At 44.5% G+C, this 24,991-nt stretch carries 16 protein-coding genes and 1 pseudogene; 11 read left to right on the plus strand and 6 right to left on the minus strand.

Going from position 1 to position 24,991, the window contains the following annotated elements; all coding sequences use genetic code 11:
- Window positions 1-263: 263 nt before the first annotated feature.
- Window positions 264-650: a kinase-associated lipoprotein KapB gene (gene kapB, locus AC50Y5_RS07350; protein WP_056034168.1), complete on the plus strand. Its 387-nt coding sequence runs from the start codon at window positions 264-266 to the stop codon at window positions 648-650.
- Between the two features lie 128 nt (window positions 651-778).
- Here kapB and AC50Y5_RS07355 read toward each other — a convergent pair whose 3' ends face one another.
- Window positions 779-2,158, minus strand: coding sequence for an SGNH/GDSL hydrolase family protein (locus tag AC50Y5_RS07355; protein ID WP_056034167.1), 1,380 nt, complete (start codon window positions 2,156-2,158; stop codon window positions 779-781).
- A gap of 389 nt (window positions 2,159-2,547) precedes the next feature.
- Between AC50Y5_RS07355 and gltB the strand changes: the two genes are divergently transcribed.
- Together gltB and AC50Y5_RS07365 are read left to right on the plus strand one after the other, a co-directional pair.
- Window positions 2,548-7,149 carry a glutamate synthase large subunit gene (gene gltB, locus AC50Y5_RS07360; protein WP_494859485.1) on the plus strand — a complete coding sequence of 1,534 codons (4,602 nt, stop codon included), beginning with the start codon at window positions 2,548-2,550 and terminating at the stop codon, window positions 7,147-7,149.
- A gap of 182 nt (window positions 7,150-7,331) precedes the next feature.
- Window positions 7,332-7,475, plus strand: a pseudogene (locus AC50Y5_RS07365) (transposase); the annotation flags it as partial.
- A 220-nt stretch (window positions 7,476-7,695) separates the two neighbouring features.
- On the opposite strand, the gene AC50Y5_RS07370 reads toward AC50Y5_RS07365, so the two are convergent.
- Both AC50Y5_RS07370 and AC50Y5_RS07375 read right to left on the minus strand, forming a co-directional pair.
- A complete protein-coding gene (locus AC50Y5_RS07370) occupies window positions 7,696-8,451 on the minus strand; it encodes a collagen-like protein (protein WP_235533124.1) in 756 nt (251 codons plus the stop codon).
- Between the two features lie 1,111 nt (window positions 8,452-9,562).
- The gene (locus AC50Y5_RS07375; RefSeq protein WP_046228883.1) at window positions 9,563-9,931 is read right to left on the minus strand and encodes a helix-turn-helix domain-containing protein; all 369 of its coding nucleotides are present in this window, start codon (window positions 9,929-9,931) and stop codon (window positions 9,563-9,565) included.
- 428 nt (window positions 9,932-10,359) lie between these two features.
- Between AC50Y5_RS07375 and AC50Y5_RS07380 the strand changes: the two genes are divergently transcribed.
- The 4 genes from AC50Y5_RS07380 (at window position 10,360) to AC50Y5_RS07395 (ending at window position 14,115) form a co-directional block, all read left to right on the plus strand.
- Window positions 10,360-10,791 (plus strand): PilZ domain-containing protein, encoded by a 432-nt coding sequence (locus AC50Y5_RS07380; protein ID WP_056034155.1) that lies wholly within the window; start codon window positions 10,360-10,362, stop codon window positions 10,789-10,791.
- A gap of 13 nt (window positions 10,792-10,804) precedes the next feature.
- Window positions 10,805-11,755, plus strand: coding sequence for an LCP family glycopolymer transferase (locus AC50Y5_RS07385; protein ID WP_494859488.1), 951 nt, complete (start codon window positions 10,805-10,807; stop codon window positions 11,753-11,755).
- A 661-nt stretch (window positions 11,756-12,416) separates the two neighbouring features.
- On the plus strand, window positions 12,417-13,319 hold the full coding sequence (locus tag AC50Y5_RS07390; RefSeq protein WP_494859734.1) for an ABC transporter ATP-binding protein: 903 nt from the start codon (window positions 12,417-12,419) through the stop codon (window positions 13,317-13,319).
- The gene (locus AC50Y5_RS07395; RefSeq protein WP_056034144.1) at window positions 13,312-14,115 is read left to right on the plus strand and encodes an ABC transporter permease; all 804 of its coding nucleotides are present in this window, start codon (window positions 13,312-13,314) and stop codon (window positions 14,113-14,115) included. The genes AC50Y5_RS07390 and AC50Y5_RS07395 overlap by 8 nt, the downstream gene beginning before the upstream one ends.
- A gap of 353 nt (window positions 14,116-14,468) precedes the next feature.
- On the opposite strand, the gene AC50Y5_RS07400 is transcribed toward AC50Y5_RS07395, so the two are convergent.
- The 3 genes from AC50Y5_RS07400 to AC50Y5_RS07410 all read right to left on the minus strand — a co-directional run bounded on the left by AC50Y5_RS07400 (window position 14,469) and on the right by AC50Y5_RS07410 (window position 18,425).
- Entirely contained in the window at window positions 14,469-14,918 is a 450-nt protein-coding gene (locus AC50Y5_RS07400; RefSeq protein ID WP_063892545.1) for a bactofilin family protein, read from the minus strand.
- A 24-nt stretch (window positions 14,919-14,942) separates the two neighbouring features.
- Window positions 14,943-15,983, minus strand: a complete 1,041-nt coding sequence (locus AC50Y5_RS07405; protein ID WP_494859491.1) for a M23 family metallopeptidase — start codon at window positions 15,981-15,983, stop codon at window positions 14,943-14,945.
- A 198-nt stretch (window positions 15,984-16,181) separates the two neighbouring features.
- Window positions 16,182-18,425, minus strand: coding sequence for an O-antigen ligase family protein (locus AC50Y5_RS07410; protein ID WP_494859493.1), 2,244 nt, complete (start codon window positions 18,423-18,425; stop codon window positions 16,182-16,184).
- A gap of 275 nt (window positions 18,426-18,700) precedes the next feature.
- Here AC50Y5_RS07410 and AC50Y5_RS07415 point away from each other — a divergent pair, with 275 nt between their 5' ends.
- Genes AC50Y5_RS07415 through AC50Y5_RS07430 form a run of 4 tightly spaced genes read left to right on the plus strand, consistent with a single transcriptional unit; the run spans window position 18,701 to window position 24,985 of the window.
- Window positions 18,701-19,495, plus strand: coding sequence for an ABC transporter permease (locus tag AC50Y5_RS07415; RefSeq protein WP_494859495.1), 795 nt, complete (start codon window positions 18,701-18,703; stop codon window positions 19,493-19,495).
- A gap of 18 nt (window positions 19,496-19,513) precedes the next feature.
- On the plus strand, window positions 19,514-20,782 hold the full coding sequence (locus AC50Y5_RS07420; RefSeq protein ID WP_494859500.1) for an ABC transporter ATP-binding protein: 1,269 nt from the start codon (window positions 19,514-19,516) through the stop codon (window positions 20,780-20,782).
- A 13-nt stretch (window positions 20,783-20,795) separates the two neighbouring features.
- Complete coding sequence (locus AC50Y5_RS07425) at window positions 20,796-21,701, plus strand: class I SAM-dependent methyltransferase (protein ID WP_494859504.1); 906 nt, start codon at window positions 20,796-20,798, stop codon at window positions 21,699-21,701.
- Entirely contained in the window at window positions 21,701-24,985 is a 3,285-nt protein-coding gene (locus AC50Y5_RS07430) for a glycosyltransferase (protein WP_494859506.1), read from the plus strand. Before AC50Y5_RS07425 ends, AC50Y5_RS07430 begins: the two co-directional genes overlap by 1 nt.
- Window positions 24,986-24,991: the final 6 nt, after the last annotated feature.

Genomic DNA, 24,991 nt, shown 5'->3' on the forward strand with positions numbered 1-24,991 from the left:
CAAGGTTGGGAACACAAGTCATTCCAGGTTATTAAAATGCAAGCGGCCACACCTGTTGCGTTCATTAGTAGCTTGCTCAATATGCTGAAGCAGCAACCTGTCGCAAGCAGCGAGGTTCAGAGCTTGCCTGCCGGCGCTATTGTCCTTTATGATTAGAATGGCATTAACCGGAAGCAGATTATTCATTAGGATCGTTTCATTTAAAATATAAGCAGTTATAAGTATTACACTTATAATGGGCATTCAAGTAGGAGGCATGCTTAATGGAAGAAGCAAGGAGCGCGTTTGAAGTCGGAGCCATTGTAAAAGCGGAAGTAAGATCGGGACTATATGTAGGAGAAGTAATGGAATTGCATGGGCCCCGTGCCTTGTTCAAGGTGCTGGCTGTCCTTAAGCATCCACAGCAAGGGGACCTGCACCATCCGTATGAGCCGGATGTACCGCTATTTCATGAGCGGCCGGCGCTGGCCTATACAGAGAAGACGATGATTCCGCTGCGCCAGCTGCAGACCTTTAGCGGCCATGTGCCGGATTACCGCGAATCGCTGCATGCGGCTTTGGCAGCCGAAGTGGCTACGCTTGACCGGTTAAAGCGCTGGTCCGAGCAGGGGCTTGCTTTGCTTGAGCAGCTTGGAAAGCAATACAAGTAGCCGTTGATGGAGCCTCTGGATTGGGCTGCGCCAATCGGATAAAACAAATGGCAGTCGTTCACTTAGGACGGCTGCCATTTGTTTCATTTATGAGTAGTCTTGCGCCTTCTTGCTTTCCCAGCTTGAAGCTAGTTGATGAAGGCAGCTTGAAGTGTACTGCGGTAGGTAACCTGCAAGCCAAGTTCCTCGGAGAGGACCGCTAGCGGCAAATAGGTTTTTTGCTCTTTGCCGTTCTTTTGCAAATAAGCGGCAGGACTGTTCAGTTTTTTCTTCACGCCATCGACGAGTATAGTTGACGATCCAATCGTAAACGCTACCGTATGTTTATTGTAGGAAACGGTTGCCGTTTGGGTCGTTTTGTTCCAGTCAAGCTTCGCTCCAATGGCATTTGTAATGTCGCGCATCGGTACGAAGGTGCGATTGCTCTTCATCGTGGCAGGGGATGCAGCGGGCAGTTCCTTGCCGCGCACAACTACCGAAACGGGCACATTCGCTGGGCGAGTGCGAACATTCAAATATTTATTCCATATTGTGGTAGAATAAGTGTGACCCATAGCAGCGTACCCAAGGCGAGTCGGGTGGACATCGCTGTTGGAGATTGACGTATATTCCAGCTCCTTGCCGACAAAAGGCTTGCTGACCTCAGTGATGGAAATATCGATGCCTTCCGCTTTTATAGCGGCAACAATCGTTTTTAGCTTTTCGTTTAGCTGGCTCAGCGCCTGTAATTCAAATTCGCGCAGGCGTGCTGCATCTGGAGGCAGAGGAAAGCTTAGGCTGCCAACCGTAATCGTTGCCGGAATCGGCATATATTGATCGGCGATCACGAGTTTTGCTTTTGGCGCGAGTGACGTTACCGCCTGCAGTCCTGCAGTCAGTCCCGTTTCATATTGAGTCAATGAGGCTTGCAGCAGCTGTGCCTTCTCCTCATCTGTCGTTGTGGAAGTGATTTGTGCAGCTACACCAAGCAGATCATTGCCGCCAATCGTCATGACGATCAGATCGGCACCGCGGATGCTGCCTCCGATTTTTGCAGTATCGCCAATAATGCTAGTGGCACGCGGATCTTTCAGGCTAGGCTGCACATCGCTCACAGAGACGCTTTTGCCATCTTTAACCGCTCCAAGTAAGTGGCTAAAGCCTGTTGACGTCAGCCCAAGCAGGCCATAATTGACATATTCCGCGCGAAGCCCCTGGAACAAGGCCTGCTCATATACATGCTCCACATAGCCATAGGGCACAGATTTTGCATCAAAGCCATACTCATAGCCGGCCGTAAGTGAATCTCCAAGCGCAACAATTTGATAGGTTGCAGCCGCAGCTTCTTCTGCAGCGGCAGCTGTTTTCCAGCCAGGTGAAGCCACCAATAAACCGATAATTATAAATAGAAACGACACTTTCCTCCACTTTCCAGACAACATAGACACTTCCTTTTGATAAAATAGTAGCAGCGGGTTTTCATTCATTTGCATAATTGTGTATAAAGTTTGCAGTAAGAACACGAACATTGCCGTTCTGCTCCCAATTATGAAAATATTAAATTGATTCCGTTTTGGCCTGATGTTAAAATACTGTAATAATCGCAAGTGGCGGAATACAGCCCGGAATATGGTCAACCTCAAACGATCCCCGCAGCGCTGCTTAATTTTATTCAACATAACACGAACGTTTCCCTGCGAGTGCAGCTAAAAAGTTTGTGTAAACCTATTCGGCGCGCTGCCGGATACAGTCGTTTGAGTAATTATGCAAAGTGATAAGCTGGCGGTTTGGCTCTGCTAACCGCTTTGCTATCAAGCAACAAGCCTGTTTGATGAAGCATTACTGCTTGTTCTCACAGCGATCGGCTTGGTTCCGTTATGCACGCCCCAAAAATCTTCTGATAGAAAGGTTGCACACAATGAAAGAGAAAATTTTTGGATTACCGCCGAAACAAGGTCTGTATGATCCTCAATTTGAGAAAGATGCATGCGGCATGGGATTCGTGGCGAACATCAAAGGAAGAAAGTCGCACAAGATTATTCGCCAGGCGCTGACGTTGCTGGAGAATATGGAGCATCGCGGCGGTCAAGGCAGCGAACCAAATACGGGAGATGGAGCAGGCATTATGCTTCAAATTCCACATGCGTTTTTTGCAAATGAGCTGAAGCGTATGGAAGTGGAGCTGCCAAGCGAAGGCGAATATGCCGTAGGTATGGTGTTTCTGCCGCAGGATGAGAACGTTCGCCGTTCGCTGGAGAACGATCTTGAAACTATTATTCGTGAAGAAGGCCAGTCGCTCATCGCTTGGCGTACCGTGCCGACGAATGATGCAAAGCTCGGTCAATCTGCTAAGTCGGTTAAGCCTTTTGTCCGCCAAGTATTTATTGGCAAGAACGAAAGCTTGAAGGACGTCTTGGCATTCGAGCGCAAGCTGTATGTCATTCGCAAACGGGCGGAAATCGCCATTCGCTTCTCGGGCAAAGAAGGCGGAGAAATGTTCTATTTCCCGAGCTTGTCCACGAAGAAAATCGTCTACAAAGGCATGCTTACGACTGAACAGGTTGGCTCCTTCTATGTGGAGCTTAATGATGAGTCCGTCGTTACAGCGATGGCACTTGTCCACTCCCGTTTCAGTACGAACACTTTCCCAAGCTGGGAACGTGCCCATCCGTTCCATTATTTAATTCACAACGGTGAGATTAATACGCTCCGCGGCAATGTGAACTGGATGCATGCGCGCCAAACGCTGTTCGAGACGGAATTGTTCGGCAGCGATATGGACAAAATTAAACCGATTATTAATCCTGATGGCTCGGATACAGCGATGTTTGACAATACGCTGGAATTCCTATACTTGTCGGGGCGTTCATTGCCGCATGCGGCAATGATGATGGTTCCTGAACCATGGTCCAACCACGAAGGCATGGATGATGACAAGAAAGCTTTCTACGAATACCACAGCACATTAATGGAGCCTTGGGATGGACCAGCTGCAATGGCCTTTACAGATGGCGTGCAGATCGGCGCTTTCCTGGACCGCAACGGTTTGCGTCCAGCTCGTTATTACGTGACGAAGGATGACCATATTATTTTAGGCTCCGAGGCGGGTACCGTTGTCATTCCGCCAGAGGACATTTTATACAAAGACCGTCTGCGTCCAGGCATGATGCTGCTGATCGATACGAAGGAAGGCAGAATCATTTCCGATGAGGAAGTGAAGAAGCAAATTGCGACAGAGCACCCGTATCGCGAGTGGCTGAACGAGCATTTGATTGATCTTGAAGATTTGCCGGATGCGCCTGAATTGCCTGAGCTTGATCATGCGACGGTACAGCAGCGCCAGCAATCTTTCGGTTATACGTTTGAAGATTTGCGCAAAGTGCTTGAGCCTATGGCAAGCAGCGGCATGGAGCCGATTGCTTCAATGGGCTATGACGCTCCGCTTGCTGTATTGTCGGATCGTCCTCAGCGTTTGTACAACTATTTCAAACAGCTGTTTGCGCAAGTAACGAACCCGCCAATCGATTCGATTCGTGAGGAGATCATTACTGCAGTAGGTACGACAATCGGACCTGAGCGCAATCTATTGAATCCGGAGCCGGAAAGTGCGCGCCACATTAAGCTGGAGACACCGCTCCTTTCCAATGAACAGTTTGCGAAGCTTCGCCATGTTCGCCGTCCGGGCTTCAAGTCGATTACGCTGCCGATCTTCTTCACGGCAAGTGAAGGGGAAGAGGGACTGCGCGCAGCACTGAAGCAAATGTGCGAAGCAGCAGACCGCGTTATCGACAAAGGGCATAACATTCTTATTTTATCCGACCGCGGTATCGATAAGGAAAATGCAGCGATTCCGGCATTGCTTGCCGTATCCGCATTGCATCACCATTTGATTCGTCAAGGTACGCGGACTAAAGTAGCAATTTTGCTTGAATCCGGCGATCCGCGCGAGGTTCATCACTTTGCGCTGCTGCTCGGCTACGGCGTGAGTGCGGTTAACCCGTATTTGGCATTTGAGACGCTTGATGATATGATTCGCCAAGGCTTGCTGAGAAATATTTCGCATGAGAAAGCGGTCAAAAACTTCATTAAAGCTGCTACTAAAGGCGTTACGAAAGTATTGTCCAAAATGGGTATTTCCACGATTCAGTCGTACCGTGGCGCTCAAATCTTCGAGGCGCTTGGCTTGAAAGAGGAACTCATAAATGAATATTTCACTTGGACACCTTCGCGTATCGGCGGTATTGGACTTGATGTAATTGCAGAAGAAACGCTTAAATATCACAACTTGGCTTACGCTGACCAAGAAGGCCGTGTAACGGAGCTTGAGTCTGGCGGCGAATACCAATGGCGTAAAGACGGCGAGGACCATCTGTTTAGTCCGCAGACGATCCACACTCTGCAAATGGCGGCTCGCTCCAACGATTATAAGCTTTACAAAAAATTCTCCAATCTTGTTCAAGGCGAGGACAAGAAGCATATGATGCTTCGTTCATTGCTAAGGTTCAAGGATGGCAGAACGGCGATTCCAATCGAAGAGGTTGAACCGCTGGAATCGATTATGAAACGCTTCAAGACCGGTGCTATGTCCTTCGGCTCGATCAGCAAGGAAGCGCACGAAAGCCTAGCGATTGCGATGAACCGCCTTGGCGGACGTTCGAATACGGGAGAAGGCGGCGAGGACCCAGCGCGTTTCATTCCAGATGAGAACGGCGATTCCCGCCGCAGTGCAATCAAGCAGGTGGCATCGGGACGTTTCGGCGTAACGAGCAATTATTTGGTCAATGCGGATGAAATTCAAATCAAGATGGCGCAAGGCGCGAAGCCAGGAGAAGGCGGACAGCTGCCAGGACGTAAAGTATACCCTTGGGTTGCTGAGGTTCGGGGCTCCACACCGGGCGTAGGCTTGATTTCGCCGCCGCCTCATCATGATATTTATTCCATCGAGGATTTGGCTGAGCTTGTTCATGACTTGAAAAATGCTAACCCGCGCGCGCGCATTAACGTAAAACTCGTATCCGAGGTTGGCGTTGGTACGATTGCAGCAGGTGTTGCCAAAGGCCGTGCCGACATTATTATGGTCAGCGGTTATGATGGAGGAACGGGCGCATCTCCGATGAACTCGATTCGTCATGCCGGACTGCCGTGGGAGCTTGGTTTGGCTGAGACGCACCAGACGCTGATGATCAACAATTTGCGTGATCGCGTTACGCTTGAAACAGATGGCAAAATGATGAACGGACGCGATGTTGCGATCGCTGTTTTGCTCGGCGCTGAAGAGTATGGCTTCTCGACAGCACCGCTTGTTGTACTTGGCTGCGTAATGATGCGTGTTTGCCAGCTGGATACGTGTCCGGTCGGCGTAGCCACGCAAAATCCAGAGCTGCGCGCGAAATTTATGGGCGATCCGAGCCATGTAGTCAACTACTTGCGTTTCGTTGGTGAAGAGCTGCGCGAAATAATGGCTGAGCTTGGTTTCCGGACGATTCAGGAAATGGTTGGACGCGTAGATATTCTTGAAGCGAAGCATCTGGCTGAGCATTACAAAGCGAAAGGTCTTGACCTGACGCCGCTGTTGTATCAACCGGAAGTATCTCAGGATGCTATTCGTTACTGTGCACAAGAGCAAAACCACGGTTTGGATTTGTCGCTTGATGTTCAGGAGCTGGTGCCAGCTGCGAAAGCCGCTTTGGAAAATGGGGAGCAAGTACGCGGTACATTCCCAATTTTGAATACGAATCGTGTTGTTGGAACAGTGCTTGGCAGTGAAGTGACTCGTCGTTATGGCGCGAAGGGCTTGCCAGAGGATACGATTTCCTTCCACTTCGTTGGTTCAGCAGGCCAAAGCTTTGGCGCTTTCGTTCCTCAAGGCATTACGCTATCGCTGGAAGGCGATTCGAATGACTATGTTGGTAAAGGACTTTCCGGAGGCAAGGTCATTGTTGCTCCTTCATCGAAAGCAACCTTTGCCGCTGAGGAAAATGTCATTATCGGCAACACGGCACTATACGGAGCAACAAGCGGCGAAGCTTATATTCGTGGTATTGCTGGGGAGCGTTTCGCGGTTCGCAACAGCGGAGTGAGCGTTGTTGTTGAAGGCGTAGGCGACCATGGCTGTGAATATATGACGGGCGGCAGAGTCGTCATTCTTGGTCAGACTGGCCGTAACTTTGCAGCTGGGATGTCCGGCGGTGTTGCTTACATCTATGATGAGCAAGGTGACTTCTACAAGCATTGCAATATCGAAATGGTATTGCTGGAGCGTCTTGAAGAAGAAGCGGATATGGCTGAATTACGCGGCTTGATTGAACGCCATGTTTCCTATACGGATAGCGCCATTGGCGGCCGTGTATTGAATGACTGGGATCTATCGCTTGAGAAATTCGTAAAAGTCATTCCGAAAGATTACAAGAAAATGCTGGAGTACATCCGCAAAGCTGAAGATTCCGGTTTGAAGGAAGATGCAGCGCTGCTGTCAGCATTTGAAGCCAGCATGAAAGAGCTTGCCCGTACAGGCGGCTGATCCATGTTGCCAATAGATAAATGAAAAACGGCTCTCCGATATGTAAACTTAACTGTTGTGTATGTGGTTAATCCCTATCGCCACTAAAAGCTACAAATGAAGTATCACATTATATCTTTAACAAGCATTCTCATTTTCATTGAGGATGCTTTTTTTTGCCTCTTTTTAAGGGGAACAAATAGGTGACAGCACAGGATGCGCAAAATGCGCTTAAAGAGCTGTTTGCAGAGGCCATTCAAGAGATGCTAGAAGCGGAGATGGACACATATCTGGGCTACAAGAAGCATGAGGCGAAAAATAAAGCAACAACGAATACTCGGAATGGGTAAATATGGAACGCGGATATGAGCGAGTCTGGTCGAGGCTTCAAGAAGGCGTTAGAACACTGAAAAGACAATCACTAACCTCTGAATAAGGCAGTGTGATTGTCTTTACAGTATTCATTGCACTATGGTTCTCCATTAGCTTAATCATGCACACATTAAACAAGAGGGCGGCCTCTATTTGATATTTGGCATGTTATCGAAAAATATTATATTTTCCCCTCTATGCGATCTGCATAATAACAAGATGTGCGGAATCTGGCCTTGTTCCTCCAGCTAATGGAGTGATTGTGAGTGCCGTGGAATTGCCAGCAGGATTTCGAACTGTGAGTACTGAATTAATCACCGTTGTTTGCACAAGTGCCATTCCTACTATTTGAGTAGTTCCTGTTGCACGCCCGACCACCGTATAGGCCAGATCAGCGCCATTTAGTGTTAAAATCAGTTGACCCGCTTCGTTTACATTAACCTGAAACAAAACCTGATATGTGCCAATTGCAGACAAGTTAAATGAGCTCGCATTTATACGGGTAATTGCAGTCCCACTAATTGGACCATCTTGCGGAAAACTTACATCCGTGTTGGGAGCAACAGTTGCTGCATTATTAGGTGGCATCAAGGCGAAAAAATCTGCAAAGCCTAATACTCCACCTGCTGGCCCTCCAGGTCCCGCTGGGCCCACTGCTCCTGCTGGACCCGCTGGACCTACTGCTCCAGCAGGACCAGCAGGTCCTGCCAGTCCAGCTGCGCCAATTGCTCCTGCCAGTCCTGCCAGTCCTTGGGGTCCAAGTGCACCTGCGAGTCCTTGGGGTCCAAGTGCGCCAATCGCTCCTAAAATTCCTGCTGCTCCTTGGGATCCAAGTGCTCCTGCGAGTCCTTGAGGTCCAAGTGCGCCAATCGCTCCTACAATTCCTGCTGCTCCTTGGGGTCCAAGTGCTCCTGCAATTCCTTCGGGTCCAAGTGCGCCAATTGCTCCCACGAGCCCGGCTAATCCTTGGGGTCCAAGTGCTCCTGCAAGTCCTTGAGGTCCAGCTTCTGCAATCGCTCCCGCAAGTCCTTGAAGTAATTGCCGTCCTTCAGGCGGGGGACAATTTTTACAAACAAGCTTTTTAATTACGCGATGACGACGTTTCTTTTTTTTTCCTTTTGGATGGCACACCACTATGGTTTTATTTTTACACCGTTTTTTTATATCGGAACAACTCAATCACGACACCTCCCTGTAAAGATTGTTCAGTGTACGTGAGTCGGTTTTTTTAGGTATAGACTAATAACCTGCAATCGGCTAGACTAGAAACTATTTCCAAAAATTTGGGCTTATGCTAGGGTAGTGTTATAGCACAAAATCTAACACTCTTTCAGTTATGATTACATAAATTAATATTAAGATGAACGATGGGCTGAAGAAGGAGCGGAGAGCCTGATGGCAGCGGCTGAACGTAATCCGTCTAAGGAAGCAACGAGATGACCCACCACTTTGTCAGTTGGATGTGCTTGTCCAGTCGTTCTTTCAATTTTATGATTAAACTATGGTGCCCGTTAAATTAATGGTTAATCGGTATAGCTTTATAAAATAAGAACCCACCTGAACGGTATAGAAGTTCAGATGGGCTAATGGCGTCACAACATAACAGACATTATTACTTTTATATTTGTTCGAACGATTATTTGTCGAGAAATAAAACTTAACTGAGGGCCGTTTTTTATTATTTTTATGCTGCATCTTTATAAGCATTTGCTTATGCGGGCAGGTTTTAATATTTGCTTTTTCGTACAAGCACTGTTCACTAATTTAGGAAAAATGAAAAGTATTTCAAAAAACAAAAAATATTTACCTTAAATCTACGTAATTCGACAAAAAAACAACAAAAAAAGAACAATCGTGCTCCCACCTTACGACAAATTCCCAGTAAGGTATTGGGTATAATAACAGTATTGTTCAAACTATACATAAGGCAGGAGTCGGATACGAAGATGGCAGAGAAAAATTCAGGCCGTATTGAACTAGATGTAAAGGATATACTTAGGCAAATGGGAATTCCTCCAGAGAAATGGCCGCCGCTAGTGAATTCACCATCCAAATAAATAGTCTAATTCATCATTCTCTCCGCTCGTACAAAAGCAATAAACCGTTTCGTTTCTTCCACTGTCAACTTACGCCCATCAATACTCAAATTAAACTTCTCCAATATTTCATCATCGGATAATTCCAAATGCTCGGCAAAATTGCGGACATCGTCACTAAGTACCGTTTGCGGATGAAGGGTGCGTCCAACCAGAAAATCAACGGATACTTGGTATAGATCGGCAAATTTTTTCAATGTCTCGGAATCCGGTTCCCGGCGATTTTTCTCATAATGAGATAAAGCAGCGCGTGAAATGCCTAGCTTTGCTGCGGTTTGCTCTTGTGTCCAGTGTCTGTCATCTCTCAATTGAGCAATTCTGCTGCCTATGTTCATATGACCCCTCCTAAAAGTTTGCGAAGCAAACTATCTTCGTAAGCATTAACTTTAGTTTGCTCAGCAAACCATCTTCGTAAGCATTAACTTGAGTTTGCGAAGCAAACTAGCATCGTAAGCATAGTCTTAGGTTTGCTCAGCAAACCAACTTTGTAAGCATAAACTTGCTTACAACATATAAACGGCAGGTTTTGCTATGCAAAACCTAGTTTGTATACACACTTATTGGATTATAACTGCTACACCTATATTAATACGGAAACGTTAGATTTGCATTTGTTGCAACGAAATGTCGCAAAAAATATTGTTAGACGTTTTTTTTGCTTGACATGATACAATTTGTATCTTAAAGTGAAGGAAAAGCTTGATACATAACGTATCAAATTATTTCCAAGTCATTATCACTTTATACCTATAAGGAGAAATAAATGGACGGTAAAGAGGAAAACTCACGCAGCAAGGTGCGTTTAAAGCTGAGGCCAGGCATTAAAGCAGGATTGAGGCTGCTCAATCGGCATGGCCATTTAATGAGTCCATCTACTGGAACGGTATTAGTGCTGAATTTAAGCCAGGAGGGTTTATGCTTTTGGTCTTCCTTAAGGCTCCCCGTACATCGGATGTACATGGTAGAAGTCCGCATGAAGCTTTCAGGCAAAAACATCCGGCTTCAGGGAAATGTCGTTTGGCGTAAACGAACGGATAATGTTTTCGAGTACGGTATGCATTTCCAGCCCCCACTGCTTATCAAATCCATTATTACCCGCCTATTAAACGAAGAATTACTCGCCCAACAGCCGCAGCAGCGGAAAATCCATCAGCTATATCGCAGTTTGAACGCAGGAAGCACTTTTGTCAAATGAGGAGGCTCTTCGGGTGAAACGATGGGTGAAACGCTCACTTATTATCGTCAGCACCGTATGTCTGGTCGCTGGCTTGGGAACGGCCCTATACAGCTGGTATCTTTATGGAAAATTTAAAAAAACGGCTGCTGATATGTTCGAGCCCATCATATCTACACCATACGTCAGCTCAGATTCGGAGCTGCAAATATCCGGCATAGAAGAAGCAATAACTGCGGAGAAGCCGTTCACCGTATTAGTAATGGGTGTAGATGAAAGAACGAATGATCGGGGACGAACAGACACCATGATTGTCATGGCGGTGAATCCGCTCAAGCATTCGATCTTTATGTTCAACATTCCGCGTGATACGAGAACGGCTATTATTGGACATGGCACGACGGATAAAATAAACCATGCTTACGCTTTTGGCGGGGTAGAAATGTCAAAGCAGACGGTAGAGCATTTTCTTGATTATCCGATTGATTATTATATTCGGGTCAATATGGAAGGTTTCTCAAAAATCATAGACGAGCTTGGCGGAGTAACCGTCAACAATCCTTATGCTTTTGATTTCAGTGGTCATACGTTTGAGCAAGGGCCTATTCAGTTGAATGGAGAGCAGGCGCTGCTTTATTCTCGCATGCGATATGAGGACCCGAAGGGGGACAGGGGCAGAAATGACCGCCAGCGCGCCGTCCTAAAGCAGCTCATTTCCAATGTATTTACCTTATATGGAGCTACGCAAATAAGCAATCTGCTTGCCGAGATGGGTGACAATGTAAGAACGAATATATCGTTTGACGAGATGAAAATCTTTTTTAAAGAATATGGGACCGGGATCGAAAAGGTGGATAGCATTGAAATAAGCGGCAGCGGAACGATGATTGATAAAGTATGGTATTACATCGTCGGCGATCAGGAGCGGAATCGAATTCATGAGCTTCTGAAAAAACAAATGAGCATAGAAACGGATGCGGTTTAAAGCTTTCGGCTTCTATAAAAAAGAGGATAAGGACCCTGACATATCGCTGTCAGGGTTCGATGTTTCTGTAAGGCGACAAAATTTGAGTTTTCTGTTGACATTATTCGCTAAATACCATAAAATATAAACAAACAGATACATTACGTAACATTTTACATAAATTATGATACATTAAGTATACAAGGAGTGATTAGGTGATTCAGCCTCAGGAGCAGTTCTATTGCGTCGGATGCCAAAACATGATACCTACTGGGCAAGCGAATGTGTTGTTCCGAACCGGATTTTTCCGTGTAGTAAATCGGCTAGGTTGTTGTAGAGCCTGTGCTCAGGCCCAAGCTGGCCATGCTAACAAGTTGGAGGCACAAATGCAAGGCGCAACAGGCGGAGTGATCCCGTTAACTGCTAAATCTGATTTTGATCCCTATCAAACGAGCTTTTATCCTGCATCCCAAAGCCTCCTGACTACAGAAGTTGTGTAGCAGGAGGCTTTTTCTATGATTCGTGTACATATTCCAATCGTTTCCTAATTCGATTATACTAGGTAAGGTTAGTTGTAGTTAGATTAATGTTAGATCATTATTAGATCGCTATTAGAAATGTGACAGGACATGCGATCCACTGGAGAAGGAGGAAATAAAAATTGGAGCAGCCAATCGTACAAATGCTAAATGTAACGAAGCGCATCGGCAAACGGACGATCATTGATCATCTCAGTCTTGACTTGCCGGCTGGTGAAGTATTCGGCTTCCTCGGTCCCAATGGCGCCGGCAAAACGACAATGATCCGAATGATGGTCGGCCTCATTTCAATAACAGAAGGCGAGATCAAAATTGATGGTCACAGCATCTCAAAGCAATTTGAGAAAGCGATTCGCCATGTCGGTGCCATTGTCGAAAATCCAGAGATGTACAAATATATGACTGGTTATCAAAATTTGGTTCATTTTGCCCGGATGGTTCCGGGTGTTGAGCATTCACGTATTCAGGAGGTGACGGAGCTCGTCGGCCTTGGCTCGCGCATACATGATAAAGTGAATACCTATTCGCTTGGCATGAGGCAGCGGCTTGGTGTGGCGCAGGCGATTTTGCATCGGCCCAAGCTGCTCATTCTGGATGAGCCGACGAACGGACTGGATCCCATGGGCATTCGTGAGCTTCGCGATTATTTGCAAAGGCTGGCCAAGCAGGAGGGACTGGCGATATTCGTCTCCAGCCATTTGCTTGCCGAGATGGAGCTGATGTGCGACCGGGTAGCCATTATCCAGCAGGGCAAGCTAGTGGAGGTCGTCCAGGTCGAGAAGAACAGAGAGTCGGAACAGAATGCAACGCAGCGGGTCGTTTTTGAAGTGGACGATTTAGAGTCGGCGCTGGCTGTTGCGGCTAATGAGGGAATAGCGGGGGAACGGGCTGGCCACGCCATTGCCATTGGGGCGGATCAGGAAGCGGTCGCTAGCTTTAATGCAAAGCTCGTAGCGGCAGGCATTAAAGTATACGGCATTCAGGCACAGCATCAATCTTTAGAGGATCGGTTCCTCGAGAAGACGGGGGGCGGTCATATTGTATAACTTCAGCAAGCTGCTATTGAATGAAAATATGAAAATATACCTCCGCACAAGAACTTGGATTATGACGGGCCTGCTGCTGGCATTGGTTGTATTTATGACCGTACCCGTTTATTTTATGTCCAAAGACAGTGCGGTATCGATGTGGACACTTGTAAAATATGAATCAGCAGTAGGTTATATGCTTATTGCCATGTTCACATCCGTCGTTGCGGCGGGGAGCGTTGCTGAGGAGTTCACGAGCGGAACGATTAAGCTGCTGCTTATTCGCCCGTGGATGAGATGGAAAATTTTATTGTCCAAATATATTTCAGTCGTGCTGTTCGCGGTGTTACAGGTTGTGCTGCTATATGCATTTACTATTGCGTTCAATTTTTTGTTTTTTGACCATACGAATGTAACGGCTGCAGAAATTCACGGTTTTTTAGTTGCTGATGGCCAATTTGAAGGCTCAGCGGCAGTATATAATATGAAATATTATTTGATGCGCTTTATTGCCCTGCTTGTGACCTCGATGATAGCGTTTATGCTGTCAACGGTATTCCGGAGCGGCGGGCTTGCTATCGGGCTATCCATTTTCCTCGTATTTTCCTCCATTTCCATCGGTCCATTTATCGGCCTGATGAATTATAAATGGGTGGACTACTTGTTTTTCGTCCAATTGGATTTGGTGCCTTATTTGACCGGAAACGTTGGTGATCGGACGCTCGGCTTCGCGATAAGCGTGCTTGCTGTGTATTATGCAATATTCGCAGCACTCACCTGGTTTGTATTCGCTAAGCGTGACGTTGGCGCGTAGTGAAGCCGCATAAGCATGATGGGAGATGGGAGCTCGCCCCGGCTTAGTTCTAATTCGTAGAAAAAAAGGAACCTTGCCAGCCTGACTCCTGAATAAGGTGCACAGCTGGATTAGCAAGAAATAAGCAAAAGCAAAAGCAAGTAAAAAGTAAAGGGGCAGGCGATAATTCGCCTGCCCTGCTTTTGTATGTTCAAATATAAGTGAAGCTTTTTGCACAGTATGTTCCCGAATGCTGTTAGCAGGCTGCTTCCCCTAATCCAATCCGATTGCTTGTTCTATGTGTTTTCAGCTGAGTGCTTCAAGCTGCTGCTTATATGCTTATATATGGTTCATTGGCACACACTGGACGCTTGCTAGACGGCCTGACGGGCCTTATCCCGATTGCTGCCGTCTTTAGCAGCGTTATCTTTCCCTGCGCTGTCTGTTTCCGAAAGCGGGCGTGTGAGCGGGGCCTGACCCCGTTCCATATGGCAGCTGCCATTAAAGCTTCCGCCATCTTGAATAATTAAGGAATGGGCATAAATGTTTCCTGTGATTTGCCCGGTTGCAGTAATCGTGAGCCGCCCCTTTGTCGTAATATCCCCGAAAAGTTTGCCTGCTACAGTCAAATCCTTCGCCGTTATATTTGAACGAGCTACTCCAGATTCGCCAATGATGACATCTCCAACACATTCAATGTCTCCACGATATTCGCCTTCAATACGCAGGCCTGCTTCACATATGAGCTTGCCTTCCGCATGGGTACCCTGTCCAATTAGTGTATCCGTAGGGGATATTCGTTTGTTTTCCTTAAAAATAGACATGGAAAAACCTCCTTGTTTCGCAGCTTAGGATGGTTGAAGCAAGTAGGGCAAAGGATTGACGGCCTCGTCGCCCTGCATAATTTGAAAATGAAGATGAGGCCCCGTGCTTCTGCCTGTAGAGCCCAGCAGGCCGATTTTCTCGCCCCGCACGACCTGTTCTCCTTCCTTGGCTTCTATGCTTTGCATATGCATATAAACGCTGTTCAGCCCGTTATGATGGTCGATAATGATATAGTTGCCCTCAGAGCCTCCAGTACCGACTTCCTTAATCGTTCCATCCGCCGCGCTGAAAACAGGATCGCCTGCTTTGCCGCCAATATCAATGCCGGCATGAAAGACGGCTTTCCTTGTAAAAGGATCTTTGCGGTAGCCGAAGCTGGACGTCAGCTTCTTCGAATAGGTAGGCCAGCCTGATGGATAGGAATCAACCTGCTGCCTTCTTATCTGTGCTTGCCGCAGCGTCTGCGCCATCGTTTCCTCCAAAGAGTCGATCATTGCGCTTAACGATTGAACGTCAAACGAGGTAGAGGAAGCCAAAGCTCGAAAGGACATCCCGCTCGTTTGCAAGGAACCGCTCGTATCATAACCGGCTTGCTGTGCCAAAGCCTGCTCGCGCTTGTACAACTGTTCAGATTGTTGCCCAAGCTTGTGGCTGCTCGTGTCTATCCCAGAGTCAGAGCTGCCATATTTGTCGATGAACTGTTTGAGCTTGTTTTCCAGTGCGAGCAGCTCATCTACACGCGTCTGCATGTCCTCGGTTTGCTGAGCAAGGCTTGCCAGCTGCTGCTGTAGGGCGAGGATCGTCTCATCCTTATTGGCGACGGTATGCTGATACTGCTGAGATTGTTCATCCTGCTGCGTCGCCTGCTCCTGAAGCTGCGCCTCAAGCTCATGCAGCTCGAAGACCGATTTGATCTGGAGGGCGGCAAAGCAGCCTGACACGGCCAGTGCAGCTGCGGCAGGGGCCGCAATGACGGATCGCTTTGAGACATGAAACTGCTTGACGGTTTTGTCAGCGCCGCGCATGACTACAAACGACCACTTTGAATTAGACGATCGATTCAATAGAGGTTTCTCCTTCCGGCCGGTATGAGAATTTAGAACGTTCTAATGCAATTTATTCTGCCGCGGCGGGAAACATGTCAGAAAAATAGGAAAAGCGCCTCCTAGGGAACGTCTCAAAACGGGTTTATGCGTAAGTAATGCATAGATTCAACCGCTTAAAGACGAGGCCGGAAAGGCGCTTATTCTTGTGGCAATTGCTTATTTGGTTTCAATAGAAGCTAGTGCTTGCTGCATCGCAGGTGTGAAGCTGAAGTCGCGTCCCTGCGATTGTTCTGGAGGCAGTGTCGCAAGCTGGGCGATACGCCGCTCCACTTCCGCTTTAAGCTCCAGCACACGCTTGTGGTAGCTTTCTGCATTTCCAGCATCACTGCTAATGGCCGCGACATATTCAACAATGGCATGATCATAAAACTCGATATCCCAACGGAATTTGCTAATGCCTTCTTCCAGCACCTGTAGCATCTCTGTTGTTTTGCCGTCCTTTTTGTCATTTTGATATTGGGCCATAATGAACGAACGGTTATAAGGATCATTGGCTTTGCCGCTTGCAAGCGTCTGCAGCGCTTCATCTTTCATGGAAGCATTTTGCGTCTGCTCATAGACCTGCATCAGCCATTCGTATTTGGTCAGGCTAAACACGGAATGATCAGGAGAAGTCTTAATGGCCTTATTGAGTGAAGGCAGCAGTTGGTTGAGCTGCGCCTTCCCAGCAGCAGCCGTATTATACGTATCCTGAAACGTGCTGTTTGCGCCGTTCGCGCGCGCGGAGCCGACGAGCAGGACAATTGCGAGCACGCCGATGGCAGATGGATAGATCCATTTTACTGCGCTGCCCTGTACGGGTTGTTCTGCCCCTTGTTTAAACGCAAGCGATTTGCCATATGGCGCAATCATAGCGCCCAAGCTAATGAACAGCAAAGCGCTCAAATAGACGTAGCTCATATCAAAATCGATAGCGCTATGCAGCAGAAGCGTCGTTGCCAAAATAAAAAAGATCAAGTGGCTGCCCCGACGTTCAGGGTAACAGATGTACGAGCGAATGTATAAGTAATAGACATAAACGAGCAGCCCGATAAGCGCAGCAAATCCAATCCAGCCCACCTCAACTAGCGTTTGAATGAAGAAGCTGTGCGCCTGTCTGCTCCAATATGGATTGTTTTGATATTGCTCATATAGAGCCTGCCAGCTGCCTCCGCCAGCTCCGAGCAGCGGATAGTCTTTGGCAACCTTAAGGCCATCCTCATAGAAGGTCCAGCGTTCGAGAACGCTGTGCTGCTGCAAGTTGATGTTTTCGAATCGGGAAGCCATTTTCTCAGGCAGCAGATCACGGATGCCGTCGCTTGTAATAAGCAATACGGCTGCCAATAGTCCGACAACGACAATAGCAGCGGGAAAAGCAGCAAACGCCCATTTGCGCTGCGCAAGGCGTGCACTTTTCTTTTCGATCCAAGGGAACAGCTTCTTGTGAATAAGCATGATCAGTCCTGCATTAACAAGGGCTGCGCCTGCAAGCAATGCCCAGCTTTGCAGCGGCAGCTTGTCGAACATCGAAATCGTCGTCGCCACTTTCGTTTCGGTCGGCTGGACAATTGCGGAAATAGCTTCTGTATTAGCCGTGATTTTGCCCAAAATAACGAGCGTCAGCAAAGCGGATAGACCAGCATAGACGACATAGGCAAATTGCCTAGCCAGCTTCAGGAAAGGCAGAAGTACAATAAGCATTACTGGAATAATAACGAGGGCGCCCCTCGAATAAGCGAGAAAAAAAGAAATTAAAATTGGTACGAGCATAATAGAATTAGCTAGGCGCATATACCAGCGCTCACAGGTTGCGGCATAATAAGCGGCGATCAGAAAGATGGCAATTAGGAAGCCGGCATATGTATTGGAATATTGAAAGACTGAGCTAAGCCGGTAGCCATCGTGGGCGAGCCACATCGCATCCTTGTAATATTGCTGGCCGAACAAGTTCAGCAGGCCGAAAAATACGATTAAATAGGCAGAGAGCACAACGCCATATTCCAGCCATTTTCGCATCTGTACTTTTCCAGCGGCATATAGACTGGTCAGAAACAGGGCAGCGAGCAGGAAAAAGACAAACGTCATAAATTTGGCATAATAGCTGGAGACGGCCTGCATCGATGAGAGCCAATAGATGGCCGGAAGCAGCAAAACTGCAATCGACAGCACGCTGCGATGGTTATTCAGTTTCCAGCCCGTAAGATAAGCGAACAAGGCGGTTGCGGCGAGTAGAACGTAGCCATAGATGGCCGCGTTGTAAATGGGAGACTCAAAGCCATACTCGTAGCCATTGAACAATCCGCGCTCGTATGGGAAAATAAGGACGAACAAAGCCAAGCCAAGTGTCAATAACCCTTGCAACAGCGGCTGCTCTTTAGACAATTCCGCTGTGTTTTGTGTTGCTTTTTTCCTTGAACTCATTAATATGTACTCCTTGTATGCGTAGTAGATTTCTTCATAGTACTATTTTAACAAATGAGGGAGTCGATTACTATAAGGGGGGCGTTAAGTAGTATCAACCAACAGTTTGAGCGGTAAGCTGGGAATAAGAAAAGGGTGTACGTTACTGTTCGTTATTGATAGAATACATGAGGGGAGCTTAATGCTATTAACTAAAAGTAGAAACAAATTGGTCGTAAAATTCGTCTAATATATAAGCAAGTTTGCAATCATATGGGGAAATGAGGAAAGACAGAATGCTTTTAAACGTATTTAAAGAAATGAAATCTATTCAAAAATTTATCTTTGAATTTTCATTAAGGGATTTTAAGACAAGATATTTAGGCTCTTTCCTAGGCGTGCTTTGGGCGTTCATTCAACCGACCATTCAAATTCTTATCTTTTGGTTCGTTTTTCAAGTCGGGTTTAAAAATGTTCCTGTCGATAATTTTCCATTTATTCTCTGGCTTATTTCTGCGATGATTCCATGGTTTTTTATTTCAGATAGCATTCAAAATGCTACGAATTCTATCGTTGATAATAGTTATTTAGTGAAAAAAGTAGTTTTTAGAGTCAGTATCTTGCCTGTTGTGAAAATTTATTCTGCTCTATATGTACATCTCTTTTTCCTTATCTTTATTTTAGTGATGTTTGCAATATATGGATATACGCCTTCTTTATATAACTTGCAGGTTTTTTATTATCTGGCGGGTGCTATGCTGCTTGTTTTGGGAATTTCATGGATTACTGCATCTCTTGTTATCTTCCTAAAAGATGTTGGCCAATTTGTGGCAATGGTATTGCAATTTGGCTTTTGGCTGACACCTATTTTTTACTCAATATCCATAATACCGGAAAAATATCATTTCTTATTTAAGTTGAACCCTTTTTATTATATTACGGATGGGTATCGGGATTCTTTTATTTATCATGAATGGTTTTGGCAGCATCCGTTATCAACTTTGTATTTTTGGTGTGTAACTATTGTGATACTCATTATTGGGGGCTTTATCTTTAAAAAACTCCGTCCTCATTTTGCAGATGTGTTGTAAATGAAAGGGGAAATAACTGTGAATGGGCAATATGCTATTGAAGTCCAGAATTTAAATAAAACGTATAAGTTGTACGATAAACCAGTAGATCGCTTGAAAGAAGCGGTTAACTTTGCAAATAGAAAATTTCATAAGGATTTCGGCGCCTTAGAAGATGTGAGCTTCTCATTAAAAAAAGGAGAAGTGCTTGGCATTATTGGGAAAAATGGTTCTGGGAAATCTACATTGTTAAAGATTATTACTGGTGTTCTTACACCAACATCGGGCAACGTATCTGTAAATGGCAAGATTGCGGCGCTGCTCGAGCTCGGTGCAGGCTTTAATCCGGAGTACAATGGAATTGAGAATATATTCCTTAACGGAACGATAATGGGTTTTAAAAAGGAAGAAGTTGAAGCTAAGCTAGATGATATATTGGCTTTTGCAGATATCGGGGATTTTATTTATCAACCAGTTAAGTCTTATTCGAGCGGGATGTTTGCAAGATTGGCGTTTGCTGTAGCTATTAATGTGGATCCCGACATTTTAATTGTCGATGAGGCTCTGGCAGTGGGGGATATTCATTTTCAAGCGAAGTGCTATCGTAAATTTGATGAGTTTAAAGAACAAGGGAAAACGATACTATTCGTTACCCATGCTTTAGATAGCATTATTAGATATTGTACTTCCGCTATTGTTCTGAATGAAGGCAAGCTGATCAATCAAGGGTCACCTAAAGAGATGGTGGATGTATTTAAAAAGATTATAACAAGCAGCACGGCAAAGCGTGAACAGAAAAATGCAGTAACATCAGCTGAGCTGGTAAGTGAATGGAAAGAAAAGATGGAGGTCCACCCTGATCTTGTGGAATATGGTGACCGTCAGGTGGAAATTATTGACTACGGTATTTTTAATGAAACGAATCATTTAAATTCTACACTTCAAAGCGACGAGATGACTACGTTTAAGATGAAGGTTTACTTTCATCAAGCTGTTTCTAATCCGATATTCGCTTATACCATTAAAGATGTGAAAGGACTGGAAATTGCGGGAAGCAATTCTTGGTATGATGGTATTTTGACTGGCGATTATAACCAAGGAGATGAAGTGGTCATTACTTTTACCCATCAATTAAACCTTCAACATGGAGATTACATGCTGTCCTTGGGCTGTACAGGATATAATGGCGATGATCTAGTAGTCTATCACCGCCTATACGACGTTCTCTTTTTCAAGGTTGTATTATTTAAATCAATTGTAGGTATTACTAATTTGAATACCAATACTTATATTGAACGGATAGGGTAGGAAAGAGGGAGCTATGGGAGAGAATAGTTTGGATTTAAACCTGAATTACTATAGTGGCCATGATCAATATAGCGACGGGGATATTGAAGACGAGCTATTGGAAATCGTTAAGAACAATACCTCGTTTACCGACATTTTGCATCATAATACTAGATGGCCGATTCTTTATCATTTATCTCCATTAAGATGGAATCTTCTGCAATGGTACCCTTTTAAAAAAGATGCATCTTTGCTGGAAATTGGTGCAGGCTGTGGCGCGTTAACAGGTCTTTTTTGTGAAAAAGTGAACGATGTCACAGTAGTCGAGTTATCGCAGAAGAGAGCTCAAATTATTTCGGAAAGATGCAAGCAGCATGACAACATAAACATATTTGTAGGCAATATGCAGGAAGTGCAGCTTGAGAAGAAGTTTGACTACATTACATTAATTGGCGTATTAGAATACGCTGGGAAATATATTGATGGAGTAAATCCGCACGTTGATTTTATAGAGAGGGTTAAAACCTTTCTTAAGCCTGATGGCGTATTAATTATAGCGATTGAAAATAAGTTTGGCCTAAAATACTGGGCAGGTGCGCGTGAGGACCATACAGGTGCTTTATTCGAGAGTATTGAAGGCTACACCAATAACAATGGAGTGGAGACCTTCAGCAGAATGGAGCTGGAGAAAATCCTTTCTGCAGCAGGAATGACAGCAGGGAAGTTCTATTATCCGATACCAGATTATAAATTGCCAAACCAAATTTTTTCAGATGAGTATTTGCCCAAAACAGGAGAACTACGCACATCACCAAATTATGATCGCGATCGGTACTTAATTTTTGACGAACAAGCTGCCATGAATAATTTAATTGATAATGACCATTTTCCTTTTTTCTCTAATTCATTTCTAATTTTCTCTAGGCAAGGTGATAAATAGTGGAAATTTTGTATGCTAAATATAATAGAGAACGCTTGCCTGATTTTCAGACAGAGACGATGATCTACAAAGATTCAGGCCAACTGTATGCGCGTAAAAAAGCGATGACGATTCAAGCCGTTGGGCACATTCAGTCAATGGTTAATAATTATACGATACTTCAGCAGTCTATGAGAGCAGTAGAAATTGTTAAGCCAACATTGGATAAAGATTCAATTGTTTTTAATTATTCTGAGTTTCCATCTCTGGATTCTTTATTGTTTCAGGCAATTAAGCAAAATAATAGAGATTTGTTTTTTGAGTATTTAGGAATATACCGAAATATGCTCCTTCAACAAGAGCTGTCTTCTTTTGAACTATTTACGTCGGATCCATCATTTGAAGTGGTTTTTAAGCAAAAAGTAAGCATACCGGAAGTTAACTGTATGAACCATGCCAATATAGATTTAACTTTTGATAACTTGACGATAAATGGGAGCGGCCAGCTAACCGTTATTGATTATGAATGGGTTTTTAATTTTCATATTCCAATAGAATTCGTAATGTTTCGTGCAGTAACGGAGTTTTCAGTTAAGTATTCCAAGCATTTTAAAGATTTTGTTGAATTGGCGAAAGTGTATACTTTCTTAGGTATAAGGCAGGCGAATGTTCACATTTTTAAAGCAATGGAAGATAGCTTTCAGAATTTTGTTTTCGGTGAAGCCAGGAAGTATGCCTCAACCTTGAACGTTCAAAATAATTCCTTGAGTTTTTCGGAAATGGAAGCCAGAAGTCAAGAGCTTGAGTCGAAAAAACAAGAAGTCGAGGCCAGAAATCAAGAAGTACTGACTAAAAACCGCGAAATTGAACGGCTATATATTGAAAAAGAGCAGCTGAATATAGATAAGAGACAGCAAGATGAAGAATTTCGCGATCTACAGCTGCATTTAGAAAAGCTTGATGCTAAAGTATTTGGACAGAATGAGCGTATTAAGCAGTTGGAGCAATTAGCGGAAGAAAGAAATCAGACGATTTATAATAAAGAGGGGCATATTCAACAGCTTCTCGTTCAAGAAAGAAAACTGGACAATATCTATAACTCTGGCGGCTGGCGTCTTTTGAAGAAATACTACGCTGTCAGGGATTTTGCTGTGCCGTCTAATAGTAGACGCAGAGTTTTTCTAAAGCTGTTCAATAAGTTTGTGAAAAATCCAAAGTTTCTAATGAAAAGTTTAAATAAAAATAATCTCAAAAAATTGAAATATTATATGAACGCCGAGGAAGCAAAGCAACTGGAGCATCGTATTGATACTTATGTGGATCGTCATGTAGAAGATTCCCATTCAAGTACAGCGGTTCAACTGTTTGAACATAAAGAATACTCGAAGCTTGAATTTGAGCAGTTTACTAGCCCATTAGTATCTATTATTATTCCTGTTTATAATCAATTCAATTATACGTATTCTTGTTTAGCATCCATTTTGGAAAATACTAAAGGAATAGCTTATGAGATTATTATTGCTGATGATATGTCCTCAGATGAAACGATAAATATAAGCGATTATGTAACGAATATTCAGGTAGTGAGGGATGGAGTCAATCGCGGTTTTTTGCTGAATTGCAACAATGCGGCTAAGCATGCAAAAGGTAAATACCTCTTTTTCTTAAATAATGATACGAATGTTCAATCTGAATGGCTCGATTGTTTAGTACGATTAATTGAATCGGATGATTCCATTGGTATGGTAGGCTCCAAGCTCATATATCCAGATGGCAGGCAGCAGGAGGCTGGAGGGATCATATGGAACGACGCCAGCGGCTGGAATTATGGCCGGTTAAGTGATCCGGCAGCTGCTGAATTCAATTATGTAAAAGAAGTGGACTACATATCTGGGGCAGCTATATTAATTCGTCATGATCTCTGGGGAACTATCGGTGGTTTTGATGAAAGATATGTCCCTGCTTATTTCGAAGATTCAGATTTAGCATTTGAAGTTAGAAAACATGGATATAAGGTAGTATTGCAGCCTAAATCGGTAGTTGTGCATTTCGAGGGGATTTCCCATGGAACGGATACTGGGAGCGGTGTAAAGAGCTATCAAGTAAAAAATAAAGAGAAGTTTATCGCCAAGTGGGAAAAACAATTAAGCCAACAATTTATGAATGGCGAACATGTTTTTCATGCAAGAGACCGCAGTTCCAGAAAAAAGACATTGCTGATTATTGATCATTATGTCCCTCATTATGATAAAGATGCAGGGAGTAAAACGATCTTTCAATACATTGGATTTTTTGTGAATGCCGGCATGAATGTAAAGTTCATAGGTGATAATTATTTCAAACATGAGCCTTATACAACGCAATTGGAACAAATGGGAGTAGAAGTGCTTTACGGTAGCCACTATGAGAAAAATATAGAAAAATGGCTTTCTCAAAACGGTAGTTATATTGATTTTGTTTTTCTAAATCGTCCGCATATATCTATTAAATATATGGATATGGTTAGAAAACATACAAAGGCTAAAGTCATTTATTATGGTCATGATCTTCATTATTTGAGAGAGCTTCGTGAATATGAGCTTACCCAAAACGAGTTTCTTCTACAAGAATCGAATAGATGGAAGAAAATTGAGGTTGAGCTATTTCAAAAGGCGGATGTCGTATATTATCCTTCTCAAGTTGAAATTAACAAAATTCACGAAATGCTTCCGGATTTAAAGGCAAAAGCTATTCCAGCTTATATTTATGATATTTCAAAAGCAAAATTGAATAGAAATATTCGCAGCACTAAAGATTTGCTTTTTGTTGGTGGCTTTGGACATAAACCGAATGTAGATGGTGTAATGTGGTTCATTTCAGAGGTTTTCCCTACTATTCTAAAATCGTCGCCAGACATGAAAATTCATATTGTTGGCTCCAATCCGCCTGAGGTTGTCAAAGATTTGGCGAGTGCTTCAATCATTGTACACGGTTTTGTTACAGATGATAGACTCGAACAATTGTATGAATCCTCTCGAATTGCAGTCGTGCCTCTCCGATATGGTGCAGGGGTAAAAGGAAAAGTAGTTGAGGCTTTATATAATCAGATACCTATTGTAACGACTACTGTAGGCTCTGAAGGTTTGCAGGAGATTGACCGTTATTTGGTTGAGGCCGATGGCAGTGAGCAAATGGCAGCACAAATTATTGAGTTATATAGCGATGAAGAAAAGTTGCGCAGGTTGTCAGAAAGCTCAATTTCATATGTTCAAAAATATTTTTCGTCTGAAACGGTTGAATCCATCATCGCGGATGATTTTATTTAAAAGGTT

Source organism: Paenibacillus sp. JT22N7 (assembly GCF_059383875.1).

Bases quoted from the DNA above. Each gene is read 5' to 3' on its own strand.
- kapB (WP_056034168.1), top strand. From the start codon at position 264: ATGGAAGAAGCAAGGAGCGCGTTTGAAGTCGGAGCCATTGTAAAAGCG.
- AC50Y5_RS07355 (WP_056034167.1), bottom strand. From the start codon at position 2,158: ATGTTCGTGTTCTTACTGCAAACTTTATACACAATTATGCAAATGAAT.
- gltB (WP_494859485.1), top strand. From the start codon at position 2,548: ATGAAAGAGAAAATTTTTGGATTACCGCCGAAACAAGGTCTGTATGAT.
- AC50Y5_RS07375 (WP_046228883.1), bottom strand. From the start codon at position 9,931: ATGAACATAGGCAGCAGAATTGCTCAATTGAGAGATGACAGACACTGG.
- AC50Y5_RS07380 (WP_056034155.1), top strand. From the start codon at position 10,360: ATGGACGGTAAAGAGGAAAACTCACGCAGCAAGGTGCGTTTAAAGCTG.
- AC50Y5_RS07390 (WP_494859734.1), top strand. From the start codon at position 12,417: ATGCTAAATGTAACGAAGCGCATCGGCAAACGGACGATCATTGATCAT.
- AC50Y5_RS07400 (WP_063892545.1), bottom strand. From the start codon at position 14,918: ATGTCTATTTTTAAGGAAAACAAACGAATATCCCCTACGGATACACTA.
- AC50Y5_RS07410 (WP_494859493.1), bottom strand. From the start codon at position 18,425: ATGAGTTCAAGGAAAAAAGCAACACAAAACACAGCGGAATTGTCTAAA.
- AC50Y5_RS07415 (WP_494859495.1), top strand. From the start codon at position 18,701: ATGCTTTTAAACGTATTTAAAGAAATGAAATCTATTCAAAAATTTATC.
- AC50Y5_RS07425 (WP_494859504.1), top strand. From the start codon at position 20,796: ATGGGAGAGAATAGTTTGGATTTAAACCTGAATTACTATAGTGGCCAT.